Source organism: Variovorax sp. GW821-FHT06D12, from assembly GCF_059419205.1.
Map to the genome: position 1 here is coordinate 557,976 of NZ_JBWKRI010000005.1, position 11,813 is coordinate 569,788.

Here is an 11,813-nt window from a genome sequence, read left to right on the forward strand (position 1 = left end):
AGCAGCAGAGATTCAAGAAAGCGGGCGGATTCTAGCGACGCGAACCGCCTGCGAACACAGGGCGCAGGCGCCGCGTCGTTTTTTCCCGTCAGTCAGTCCGGCGCCGTGAACACCGTCAGCACGCCGGTGTAGCCGTACAGGTGATGGCGCGCGATCTCGCCGGCGGCGAAGAAGCCGACCAGCGGCACGTCGCCCAGCGCATGCCGCACGATCTGCAATTCGGCGCCCGGCGCACCGAAGTGCGGGCCGCCGCGCCCCGAGCAGCTCACGTACACCGCGCCCGCGATGCGCCGCGCGGGATGCGGTGCGGCCTCGGCCTCGCCGGCCGCCACGGCGCGCGCGGTGGCCAGTGTCTGTTCTTCGGGCTCGAGTTCTTCGCGGATCTCGGCGCAGATGCGCATCAGGTCGGCGCGCGCCGCCTGCGCGTTGCGGCGGCAGAAACTCAGCCGCATGCCGGCCTCGGCGTTGTCGGCAATGGCGATGCCGCGCCGCGTCGGATCAAGCCCGATGATGTGGCGCACCAGCACGTCGGCGCCCAGGTCGCCGGTGCGGCGGATGCCGTCGCTGCCCGCGTCGGCCAGGCCGACCAGCGTGTTGCGCACGGCGTCGATGGCTTCCTGCGGCCGGTCGAGCGACACCTGCAAATCGGCCAGCAGCACGTCGAGCGCTGGCTCGCCGTCGAGCGACAGCAGCAGGTTGCCGTCGGCCTCGGTGATCTCGCGCTCGCGTGCGCCGCCGGTGCGTAGCGGCTGGCAGCCCTGCGTGACGCGCGACACCAGCCGCACGCCCTCGCCGAACACCACGCCCGACAAGCCGCCCGAGAACACGCCGCCCGCCGCGCCGTGGCCGCGGATGTTGCCGTTGCCGCCGACCGCGAACTGCAGCGCCCCGCCACGACCGGACGAGAGCCCGCCGAACAGGTAGCCGGTGTCGGTGCGGCCCGCCATCTCGCCGATGAGCTCGCCCAGGTCGGGCGTGGCCGGGTCGGCGTGCACGAGCGCGGTGTGCGCCTCGAAGCCACTCATTTCGGAGCTGCCCAGCGGCGCCACGCCCGAGAACACGCGGTACTGGTCGCTGGGCAGCGCGCACAGCATCAGGCTCAGGCCGGGTTCGTCGAAATACTCGGCGTTGTTGGCCGACACGCCGATGCCGACCGTGCCCGACCAGTCGGTGACCTCGGGCAGCTCGGCACTCAGGTGATCGAGGATCTCCTGCGCCTCGGCCGCGTAGTGGTCGGTGATGTAGAGCAGCCCGAGCGTCGGGTTCGACGCGTAGTCGGGCAGCGCCATCTGCGCGCGCAACTGGGCCAGCACGAGGCCGGCGGCCATGCGCCATTGCGGGTGGGTGGCATGGCCGGTGGGAAACAGTTTCATGGTGCGTACCGACCCGTGCGTCGTCGTCTGGAAAGGTGTCTGTAAGACGTCAGCGCCGGCCGGAGGTTCGCTTGCGCGCGGCGGTGGACGTGGTTTTCTTGCGCGCGGCGGGTGCCGGCGCGGCTTTTTTCGCTGCGGCCTTCTTCGCGGCAGTCTTGGCGGCCGGCTTGCGCGCCGCCGTTGCCTTGCCGATGACCTGCCCCACGGCGTCGGCCAGCGGCTGCGCCATGGCGGGCACCTTGAGTTGCGCCGCATCCTGCAGCGCGGTGCTCGCGATCTGCTGGAACTGCTCGGTGAGCGAGCCCCACCATTGCATCGGGTCGACCACACCGGCAGCGCCGTTGGACGCTGCGGGCTTGGCGCGCGACGCCTTCTTCGGCGCCGGGGTTTCCTCTTCTTCCGCCTCTTCCTCGGCCTCGTCGAACTCTTCTTCCTCTTCCTCGACAGCTTCCGGTTCGGGCCGCGGTGCGGGGGCCGGGGCGGGAGCCGGTGCAGGCGCCATCGCCGCGGCCTGCTTGGTGAACGCGCTGGCGATGTCTTCCATCCGCACGTTCATGCCGCGAAGGGTCGACAGCGTCATCTTCTGCACCTCGAGCGCCTGGATGGTCGCCTTGAGCGCGTGGCCGTTCTGTTCGAGCCAGTACTGGACGGTCTTGAGTTCCTGGATGCGCTTGTCGACCTCTTCGACGCTCATGGTCGGCGCGACCCAACTCGCCAGGCTGGGGATGCCGGGCACCGAGCCGGAGCCCGCGGCGGCACCGCCGGCGAGGTTCTTCAGGAAGTCGAATCCGGGGACGAACTGGCTGAAGTCGAAGGGTTTGCTGGCGTTGCTCATGCGGGAGGTCTCCTGGCTGGGTTTTCTTGTGTTGCCAGCTTACTCCAAGCCCCTTGCCAGCGAATCAGAGCTCGTCCCTGACCCGGCTGAAAACCTTCCAGAAATTCGCGTCCTGCGAGGTCGCGAAGTTGATCCGCATCATCGTGCTCGGCGGGCGGCGCGCATGGAACAGCGAGCCCGGCGCCAGCAGGTAGCCCTGGTCGAGCATGCGTTGCGTGAGCGCGTCGGTGTCCACGCCCGTGTCGACCCAGCCGAACAGCCCCGCCGGCTCCGAGGCGAAGGTGCAGCCGTGCGACATGGCCAGCTTCACCGCGCGGCCGCGCGCGCCGTCCAGGCGGATGCGCACGCGCTCCGAATGGCGGCGCAGCTGGCCCTGGTCGATGCACCACGACAGCGCCCGCTCGAACAGCGTGGGCGAGGTCAGCGTGGCCAGCAGCTTGGTCTCGAGCAGCCGCTCTTTCAGCGCGGGCGAAGCGGCCAGGAAGCCGATGCGCCAGTTGGGCGCCAGGATCTTCGCGAAGCCGCTGACGTAGATGGTGCGCTGCAGCCCGTCGAGCGCGCTCAGGCGCGTGGCGTGCTCGGGCGCGAGGTGGCTGTAGGTGTCGTCCTCGACGATGTGGAAGTCGTGTTCGTTGGCCAGCTTGAGCACGCGGTGCGCGCTGCCCGGCGTGAGGCTGTAGCCGGTCGGGTTGTGCAGCACGCTCACGCTGACGAACAGCTTGGGGCTGTGCAGCTTGCAGTACTGCGCCATCACGTCGAGGTCGGGCCCGTCGGCACGGCGCGGTACGGGCAGGATGCGCATGCCCAGCGCTTCGAGCCGCGCGAACTCCAGCGCCCAGCCGGGCTCCTCGACCATCACCGGATCGCCCGCGCGCAGCAGCGTGCGGCTCACGATGTCCAGCGCATGCGTGGCGCCGATGGTGGTCACGATCTGGTCCGGCCCGGCCGGCACGTTGATGCGCACCAGCTTCTGCGACAGGCTGCGGCGCAGCGCGAGGTCGCCCGAAGGCTCGCCGTATTGCAGCGACAGTTCCTGCAGCGCCGACGTGGTGGTTACGCGGCGCACCGCGGTCGCCAGGAAGGTCGAGGCCATCCAGTCGGGCGGGAACACGCCCATGCCCGGCTGCGGCTTGTCGCTCGGGCGGTGGAACATGCTGCGGATCAGCGAGCTGGCGTCGGCCGGCACGCGCGAGGCCATCATCGGCGGCACCACGGGCACGGCATGCGCCGGGTTGCGCGAACTCTCGGGCGCCGGCGCCGCGTCGCGCACGTAGAAGCCGCGCTGGCGGCGCGCCTCGACGAGGCCCTGCGCGAGCAGCTGGTCGTAGGCGGCGACCACGGTGTACGGGCTCACGCCCTGCTGGCGCGCGCATTCGCGCACCGAAGGCAGGCGCGCGCCGGGCGCCAGCAGCCGGTTGCGGATGCGCTCGGCGAGGCGGTCGGCCAGTTGCCCGGTCAGCGACTGGGTGGAGGTTCGGGTCAGCATCGAGTCGGGCTGCATCGCACAGAGAGCGAGAAAAGGGCGGCGTGTGTCGAAGGAATGACCAATACAGATTTCAGATTTGTTCGACCATCTGTACTGGAACTGTAATGGTCCAAAGTTTAGAGTCTGTGACATGAACTGGCAAGAATTCACCGCGCTGCTGGTGCTGGCCACGGCGATGAGCTTCTCGCCCGGACCCAACACCACGCTCTCCACCGCCCTGGCGGCCAACGGCGGCCTGCCGCGCGCCATGCGCTTCGTGGTCGCGGTGCCGGTGGGCTGGACCTTGCTGCTCGCCATCTGCGCGGCCGGCCTCGGCGCGCTGGTGGTGGCGATGCCGCCGCTGCGCCTGGCGATCAAGGGCCTGGGCATCGCCTACCTGCTGTGGCTGGCTTACAAGCTCAGCGGCAGCGCCCAGCTCGGCAAGGCCGACAGCGCCCGCCTCTCGGTCGGCTTCGGGCAAGGCGTGATGCTGCAGTTCGTGAACATCAAGGCCTGGCTGCTGGCGCTCACGCTGGTGGCGGGCTGGATCGCCGGCCAGCCCGACGCGCTCGCGCGCTTCGCCATCGTCGCGCCCGTGATGCTGACCTACGCCTTCACCAGCAACTTCGCCTATGCGCTGGTCGGCGCGCTGCTGCGCGAGTGGCTGGCCAAGGGCCGGCGCCTGCTGTGGTTCAACCGCGCGATGGGCCTGATCCTGGTCTTGACGGCCTGGTGGATGGTGGGCGTATGAAGCTCGCCATCAAGGACGAAACGCTGGGCATGTGGCTCGGGGTGGTCGGCGTGGCGCTGTTCGCCATCACGCTGCCGATGACGCGGCTGGCCACGGGCACGCAAGAGGCGCCGCAGCTGTCGCCGTGGTTCGTCACGCTCGGGCGCGCGGCGCTGGCGGGCGTGCTGTCGGCCATCTTTTTGCTGGTCACGCGCTCGCCGCGCCCGGCGGCGCACCAGTGGAAGCCGTTGGGCATGGCGGTGCTGGGCAATTGCATCGGCTTTCCGCTGCTGCTGGCCTTTGCGCTGCGCGTGGTCACGGCCAGCCACGCGGCGGTGGTGACGGCGCTGCTGCCGCTGGTCACGGCCGCGGTCGCGGCCTGGGTGCTGCACCAGCGCGCGCGGCTGGGCTTCTGGCTCTGCGCCATCGCGGGCAGCCTGCTGGTGGTGGTGTTCTCGGTGCTGCGCGCGCAGCAGAGCGGCCACGGCTTCGGTTTCGAATGGGCCGACCTGCTGCTGGTCGGCGCGGTCGTCGCGGCCTCGGTCGGCTACATCTACGGCGCGCAGGTCACGCCGTCGCTGGGCGCCGAGCGCGTGATCTGCTGGGTCTGCGTGATGGCGCTGCCCGTGACGCTGCCCGCCACGATCGCCCTGTGGCCGCAGCAGCCTGTGGCCGCCTCGGCCTGGGTCGGCTTCACCTACGTGGGCATGTTCTCGATGTGGATCGGCTTCTTCGCCTGGTACCGCGGCCTGGCCCTGGGCGGCGCGCTGCGCGTGAGCCAGACGCAGCTGCTGCAGCCCTTCCTGTCGATCCTCGCGTCGATCCCGCTGCTGGGCGAACCGCTCGACCTGGTGACGCTGGGCTTCGCCGCCGCCGTGGTCGCCACGGTGGTCGCGGGCAAGCGGCTGTCGCAACCGGCGGCGCCTTCCGTTCCACGCGGCGCCGAGCCGCAGGCCAGGAGCTGAGGACCATGACGCTGTTCAGCCATGTCACCGTCGGCTGCACCGACCTGCCGCGCGCCGCCGCCTTCTACGACGCGGTGCTGACCCCGCTCGGCCTCATCCGCCGCCCCGTGACGCCCGACGGCGGCCCCGACGCCGCCTGCTGGATCGCGCCGGGCCAGACGCTGCCGCGCTTTTACGTGTACATCCCGCTGGACGGCGAACCCGCCAGCGCCGGCAACGGCAGCATGGTCGCGTTCTGCGCGCCCTCGCCGCAGGCCGTTCACGCCGCCCACGAGGCGGCCCTGCGCCACGGTGGCCGCGACGAAGGCGCGCCCGGGCCCCGCCCCCGTTACGGGCAGGGCTATTACGGCGCCTACCTGCGCGACCCGGACGGCAACAAAATCCATGTCGTGCACCGTGGCGACATCCCGCCATCCTGACGACACACTCAGACTCACCTCTCATTCGCCAGAAAGAAGAAAGCCTCCCATGAACTGGAAACTCGCCGCCCGCGCCGCCAAGATGAATCCTTCGGTGCTGCGTGAAATCCTCAAGGTCACCGAGCGCCCCGGCATCATCAGCCTGGCCGGCGGCCTGCCTTCGCCCAAGACCTTCCCGATCCAGGAGTTCGCCGACGCCTGCGCCGAAGTGCTGCACAACGACGGCCAGGCCGCGCTGCAGTACGCCGCCAGCGAAGGCTATGCGCCGCTGCGCCAGGCCGTGGCCGACATGCTGCCCTGGGACGTCGACGCTTCGCAGGTGCTCATCACCACCGGTTCGCAGCAGGGCCTCGATCTCGTGGCCAAGGTGCTGATCGATCCGGGCAGCAAGGTGCTGGTCGAGACGCCCACCTACCTGGGCGCGCTGCAGGCCTTCGGCCCGATGGAGCCGCACCCCGTGGGCGTGGCCAGCGACGACGACGGCGTGATCGTCGACGACCTCGTGAGCAAGGCGGCCGACGCGCGCTTCGTCTACCTGCTGCCCAACTTCCAGAACCCCACCGGCCGCACCATGACCGAGGCGCGCCGCGCCGCGGTCTCCGCTGCCGCAGCCGCCGCGAACCTGCCGATCGTCGAGGACAACCCCTACGGCGAGCTCTGGTTCGACGAAGCCCCGCCGCTGCCGCTGGCCGCGCGCAACCCCGAGGGCGTGATCTACCTGGGCTCGTTCTCCAAGGTGCTGGCCCCGGGCCTGCGCCTGGGCTTCCTGGTGGCGCCGAAGGCCATCTTCCCCAAGCTGCTGCAGGCCAAGCAGGCGGTCGACCTGCACACGCCGATCTTCACGCAGCGCATGGTCTCGGCCGTGATGAAGGACGGCTTCCTGGACCGCCACGTGCCCACCATCCGCGCGCTGTACAAGCGCCAGCGCGACGCGATGATCGCCGCGCTGCACCGCGAGATGGCCGGCCTCGACGTGAAGTTCAACGCCCCCAAGGGCGGCATGTTCCTGTGGGCGCGCCTGCCCGAGGGCATCGACACCGTGACCCTGCTGCCCAAGGCCGTGGAGCGCAACGTGGCCTTCGTGCCCGGCGCGCCGTTCTACGCGGGCGAAGGCGATCCGCGCACGCTGCGCCTGTCGTTCGTGACCGCCAGCGTCGAGGAGATCGACACCGCCATCGCCGCGCTCGCCGTCACGCTGCGCGAAGAGCTGGCGCTGCTGGCCCCTGCCCACGCCTGACAAGGCCGACGACGATGCACATCGCCATCCTCACCTTCGACGGCTTCAACGAGCTCGACTCGCTGGTCGCGCTCGGCGTGCTCAACCGCGTGAAGAAGCCGGGCTGGCGCGTGACGCTGGCCTCGCCCAGCGCCACCGTGACCTCGATGAACGGCGTCACGGTGCATGCCACCGAGCCGCTCGAAGCAGCCTGCGAGGCGGGCGCGGTGATCGTCGGCAGCGGCATCCGCACGCGCGAGATCGCCGCCGACGCGGGCCTGATGGGCGTGCTGCGCGGGCTCGACCCGTCGCGCCAGCTCATCGGCGCGCAATGCTCGGGCACGCTGCTGCTGGCCAAGCTCGGCCTGCTGGGCACGGTGCCCGCCTGCACCGACCTCACGACCAAGCCCTGGGTGCAGGAAGCCGGCGTCGAGGTGCTCAACCAGCCTTTCTTCGCGCAGGGCAACGTGGCCACCGCGGGCGGCTGCTTCTCGGCGCCCTACCTCGCGGCGTGGCTCATCGCGCGCACCGAGGGCCTGGAGGCCGCGAAGAGCGCGCTGCACTACGTCGCGCCGGTCGGCGAGAAAGACGACTACGTGGCGCGCGCGCTGCGCAACATCAAGCCGTACCTGCAGGCGCAGCAGCCAGCCACGGCCGACGCCCTCTCCGCACAAGGACACTGAACACCATGCTCAACATCTGGGGCCGCATCAGTTCGATCAACGTGCGCAAGGTCGTGTGGTGCGCGCAGGAGCTCGGGCTCGACTTCCAGCGCACCGAGGCCGGCGGCAAATTCGGCGTGGTTCAGACGCCCGAATACCGCGCGCTCAACCCGAACGCCATGGTGCCCACCATCGACGACGGCGAAGGCGCCGAGCGCGTCACGCTGTGGGAGTCGAACGTCATCGTGCGCTACCTGTGCGCCCGCTACTCGCACGGCACGCTCTACCCGAGCGAGCTGCCCGCGCGCTTCGACGCCGAGCGCTGGATGGACTGGCAGCAGACCACGCTGAACCGCGCCAGCCGCGACGCCTTCGTGCAATGGGTGCGCACGCCGCCCTCGGAGCGCCAGCCCGCGCTGATCGCCGCGTCGGTGCGCGAGAGCGAGGCGCTGTTCGCGATGCTCGACGCGCACCTCGCGCAGCGCCCCTACATGGCCGGCGAGCGCTTCACCATGGCCGACATCCCGATCGGCTGCGAGGCGCACCGCTGGTTCGGCCTGCCCGGCGCCGAGTACCGCCGGCCGGCCTGGCCCAACGTCGAGCGCTGGTACGCCGACCTGCTGTCCCGCCCGGGCACGCGCGGCGTGCTCGACCTGACTTTGGAATGACCCCCAGGCTACGCGCACTTCGTGTCGCTTCGCCAACCCCCTTCCAGGGGGCGACACCAGTGGCCCGGCAAAGCCGGTTCCACGGTGTCCCCTCGACTGACATTGCCCGCTGATCCGAACCGTTTGAATCCGATGAAATCCCGCCCCTTCAAGCAAGTCGACGTCTTCACCGCCACCGCCTACTACGGCAACCCGCTCGCGGTGGTGATCGACGGCCAGGACCTGGACGACGCCGCCATGCAGCGCTTCGCGCAGTGGACCAACCTGTCGGAGACCACCTTCCTGCTGCCGCCGACCGACCCGGGCGCCGACTACCGCGTGCGCATCTTCACGCCCGGCGGCGAGCTGCCCTTTGCCGGCCACCCGACCATCGGCAGCTGCCATGCGTGGCTGCAGGCCGGCGGCAAGCCCAAGGTGGCGGGCCGCGTGGTGCAGCAGTGCGGCGCCGGCCTCGTGCCGCTGCGGCGCGACGGCGAGCGCCTGGCCTTTGCCGCGCCGCCGCTCAAGCGCAGCGCCCCGAGCCCCGCGCTGCTGGCCAAGGTGGCCGGCGCGCTGGGCCTGAAGGCGCAGCAGGTCATCGCGGCGCAGGTGCTGGACAACGGCCCGGTCTGGTTCGGCCTGCTGCTGAACGACGCCGACGCCGTGCTGGCGCTGCAGCCCGACCACCGCGCGCTGAAGGAACTGGGCGTGAAGGCCGGCGTGGCCGGCGTGCCCTCGGCGCACGACACCTCGCTGCTCATCGGCCGTTCGAACCGCGAGGCGCGCGCCTTCGGCAACCGCCCCGCCACGCCGAACGACGACGGCGCCAAGATCGACCTCGAGGTGCGCGCCTTCGCCGAGCCCATCGGCGTGCAGGAAGACCCGGTCACCGGCAGCCTCAACGCCAGCCTCGCCGAATGGCTGATCGCCGACGGCCACATGCCCGAGCGCTACCTGGCCGCGCAAGGCCAGTGCCTGGGCCGCGCGGGCCGCGTGCACATCGAGCGCGACAGCGACGGCACGATCTGGGTCGGCGGCGATGCCGTGACCTGCGTCGACGGCCACGTCACCCTCTGAACCAAGGCACGCCATGGCCCCCGCCGAAATCGACCACCTGGTGATCGCCGCCGCCTCGCTGGCCGAGGGCGTGGCGTGGTGCGAGGCCACGCTCGGCGTCACGCCCGCGCCGGGCGGCGTGCACCCGCTCATGGGCACGCACAACCGGCTGCTGAACATCGCGAGCGCCGCGTTCCCGCGCGCCTATGCCGAGATCATCGCCATCGAGCCCGGCAAGGCGCCGTCGCGGCCGAAGACGCGCCGCTGGTTCGACCTGGACGACACCGCGCTGCAGGCCGCGCTCGCGCAGCGCGGCCCGCGGCTCATCCACTTCGTGGCGCGCGTGCCCGATGCGCATGCCGCCACGCAGGCGCTCGCGCGCGAGGAGCATGCGCACATCGACCGCGGCCACCTGCTCGAGGCCTCGCGCGACACGCCGGCCGGCCGGCTCGAATGGCAGATCACGGTGCGCGACGACGGCCAGCGCCTGTTCTACGGCGCGCTGCCCACGCTGATCCAGTGGGGCGCCGTGCACCCCACCGACGCCATGCCCGCCTCGGGCCTGGCGCTGCGTTCGCTGCGCGTGGCGCATCCGCGCGCGCCGGCGCTGTCGGCCGCGCTCACGGCCATCGGCATGGGCGGCCTTCCGGTCGATGCCGGGCCGCCCAACCTCGTCGCCGTGCTCGACACGCCGCGCGGCCCCGTCACCCTCGAATCGCAAGGACTCTGACCCCATGCTCACCCTGACCGAAATCGCCTGGTTCGCCCTCGCCTCGCTGCTGCTGGCGCTCACGCCGGGGCCGAACATGATCTATTGCGTGTCACGCACGCTGATCCAGGGCCGCCGCGCGGGACTCATCTCGCTGGGCGGCGTGCTGATGGCCTTCCTGGTGCACCTGTTTGCCGCGGCGCTGGGCCTGACGGCGCTGCTGCTGGCGGTGCCGGTCGCGTTCGACGCGATCCGTTTCGCCGGCGCGGCCTACCTGATGTGGCTCGCGTGGCAGGCGGTCAAGCCCGGCGGCAACGCGCCCTTCGAGGCCCGCGCGCTGCCGGCCGATCCGCCGGCCAAGCTGTTCCGCATGGGCTTTCTCACGAACCTGCTGAACCCGAAGGTGGCGATGTTCTACCTGTCGTTCTTTCCGCAGTTCATCCATCCCGAGCGCGGCTCGGTGCTGCTGCAGAGCCTGCAGCTGGGCATGGCGCAGATGGCGAGCAGCGCGCTGGTCAACACCGTGATGATCGTCGGCGCCGCGAGCATCACGGCCGTGCTGTCGCAAAGCGCGGGCTGGCTGCGCGCGCAGCGATACATCATGGGCAGCGTGCTGGCCGCGCTGGCCGTGCGCGTGGCACTCACCGAACGCAAGTAAGCAACCCGAAGGACGTCGATGCGATTCACCCGCGAAGAGATCGAAGCCGCGCAGCGCACCGTGCATGCGGCCATGCCGCCCACGCCCCAGTACACCTGGCCGCAGCTGTCGCAGCGCCTGGGCGCCACGGTCTGGGCCAAGCACGAGAACCACACGCCGGTCGGCGCCTTCAAGATCCGCGGCGGCCTGACCTACTTCGAGACCCTCGCGCGCGAGCAGCCCGCCGTGCGCCACGTGATCAGCGCCACGCGCGGCAACCACGGCCAGTCGGTCGGCTTCGCCTCGCAGCGCCACGGGCTGGCCGCGACCATCGTGGTGCCGCACGGCAATTCGCGCGAGAAGAACGCGGCGATGCGCGCGCTCGGCGTGACGCTGGTCGAGCACGGCGACGACTTTCAAGCGGCCGCCGAACACGCGGCGGTGCTGGCGGAACGCGACGCGCTGCACCGCGTGCCTTCGTTCCATCGCGAACTGGTGCGCGGCGTGTCGACCGCGTATGTCGAGTTCTTCAGTGCATTGAAAGCTTCACCGCCCGACGTGCTGTTCGTGCCCATCGGCCTGGGCTCCGGCTTTGCCGGCGCGGCGGCGGCGCGCGCGCATTGCGGCGTGTCGACGAAGCTCATCGGCGTGGTGTCGGCGCATGCCACGGCCTACCGCGATTCGTTCCGCGCGCGCCATGCGGTCGAGTCGCCCGCCACCACGCGGCTGGCCGACGGCATGGCCTGCCGCACGCCGGTGCCGGAGTCGCTGGAGGTGATCCTGCGCGAGGCCGACGACGTGATCACCGTGACCGACGACGAGGTGGCCGAAGCCATGCGCGTGCTCTTCAGCGACACGCACAACGTGGCCGAAGGCGCGGGGGCTGCCGCGTTGGCGGGGGCGCTTCAGCAGCAGGAACGCTGGCGCGGGCAAACGGTAGGCGTTGCGCTGAGTGGCGGCAATGTCGACGCGGACATGTTCGCCGGGGTGCTGGGGCGCAGCGCTTCCTGAACCAGGCTCTGCTGTTCAGGGCGCGTGCCCAGGCCACCGGGTACTTCCCTCCGCGAATGTCCCCCGGCCTGCGGCCTCCTCCTTGATT

Annotated in this window: 13 protein-coding genes; 10 read left to right on the forward strand and 3 right to left on the reverse strand. The window is 70.9% G+C overall.

The genetic code is table 11. The features are described 5' to 3' along the window. Positions 1 to 92 precede the first annotated feature (92 nt). The 3 genes from AC07SQ_RS18860 to AC07SQ_RS18870 form a co-directional block, all read right to left on the reverse strand. Complete coding sequence (locus AC07SQ_RS18860) at positions 93 to 1,373, reverse strand: FIST signal transduction protein (RefSeq protein WP_070060267.1); 1,281 nt, start codon at positions 1,371 to 1,373, stop codon at positions 93 to 95. Between the two features lie 49 nt (positions 1,374 to 1,422). Then, entirely contained in the window at positions 1,423 to 2,208 is a 786-nt protein-coding gene (locus AC07SQ_RS18865; protein WP_495272243.1) for a PhaM family polyhydroxyalkanoate granule multifunctional regulatory protein, read from the reverse strand. Positions 2,209 to 2,272: 64 nt separating this feature from the next. Further along, the gene (locus tag AC07SQ_RS18870) at positions 2,273 to 3,694 is read right to left on the reverse strand and encodes an aminotransferase-like domain-containing protein (protein WP_070060300.1); all 1,422 of its coding nucleotides are present in this window, start codon (positions 3,692 to 3,694) and stop codon (positions 2,273 to 2,275) included. A 130-nt stretch (positions 3,695 to 3,824) separates the two neighbouring features. On the opposite strand from AC07SQ_RS18870, the gene AC07SQ_RS18875 reads away from it, so the two are divergent. The 10 genes from AC07SQ_RS18875 to AC07SQ_RS18920 all read left to right on the forward strand — a co-directional run bounded on the left by AC07SQ_RS18875 (position 3,825) and on the right by AC07SQ_RS18920 (position 11,725). Further along, entirely contained in the window at positions 3,825 to 4,424 is a 600-nt protein-coding gene (locus AC07SQ_RS18875) for a LysE family translocator (RefSeq protein ID WP_070060269.1), read from the forward strand. Further along, positions 4,421 to 5,368 (forward strand): DMT family transporter, encoded by a 948-nt coding sequence (locus tag AC07SQ_RS18880; RefSeq protein ID WP_495272242.1) that lies wholly within the window; start codon positions 4,421 to 4,423, stop codon positions 5,366 to 5,368. The genes AC07SQ_RS18875 and AC07SQ_RS18880 overlap by 4 nt, the downstream gene beginning before the upstream one ends. A gap of 11 nt (positions 5,369 to 5,379) precedes the next feature. Further along, positions 5,380 to 5,787, forward strand: a complete 408-nt coding sequence (locus tag AC07SQ_RS18885; RefSeq protein WP_307696664.1) for a VOC family protein — start codon at positions 5,380 to 5,382, stop codon at positions 5,785 to 5,787. A 49-nt stretch (positions 5,788 to 5,836) separates the two neighbouring features. Beyond that, on the forward strand, positions 5,837 to 7,024 hold the full coding sequence (locus tag AC07SQ_RS18890) for an aminotransferase-like domain-containing protein (RefSeq protein WP_070060271.1): 1,188 nt from the start codon (positions 5,837 to 5,839) through the stop codon (positions 7,022 to 7,024). Between the two features lie 14 nt (positions 7,025 to 7,038). Further along, the gene (locus AC07SQ_RS18895; RefSeq protein ID WP_495272241.1) at positions 7,039 to 7,686 is read left to right on the forward strand and encodes a DJ-1/PfpI family protein; all 648 of its coding nucleotides are present in this window, start codon (positions 7,039 to 7,041) and stop codon (positions 7,684 to 7,686) included. A gap of 5 nt (positions 7,687 to 7,691) precedes the next feature. Beyond that, a complete protein-coding gene (locus tag AC07SQ_RS18900; RefSeq protein ID WP_495272240.1) occupies positions 7,692 to 8,333 on the forward strand; it encodes a glutathione S-transferase family protein in 642 nt (213 codons plus the stop codon). 132 nt (positions 8,334 to 8,465) lie between these two features. Next, a complete protein-coding gene (locus AC07SQ_RS18905) occupies positions 8,466 to 9,389 on the forward strand; it encodes a PhzF family phenazine biosynthesis protein (protein ID WP_172438398.1) in 924 nt (307 codons plus the stop codon). Between the two features lie 13 nt (positions 9,390 to 9,402). Further along, positions 9,403 to 10,098 (forward strand): VOC family protein, encoded by a 696-nt coding sequence (locus AC07SQ_RS18910; protein ID WP_495272239.1) that lies wholly within the window; start codon positions 9,403 to 9,405, stop codon positions 10,096 to 10,098. 4 nt (positions 10,099 to 10,102) lie between these two features. Beyond that, positions 10,103 to 10,735, forward strand: a complete 633-nt coding sequence (locus AC07SQ_RS18915; protein WP_062480600.1) for a LysE family translocator — start codon at positions 10,103 to 10,105, stop codon at positions 10,733 to 10,735. An 18-nt stretch (positions 10,736 to 10,753) separates the two neighbouring features. Beyond that, positions 10,754 to 11,725, forward strand: a complete 972-nt coding sequence (locus AC07SQ_RS18920; protein WP_495272238.1) for a threonine dehydratase — start codon at positions 10,754 to 10,756, stop codon at positions 11,723 to 11,725. Positions 11,726 to 11,813: the final 88 nt, after the last annotated feature.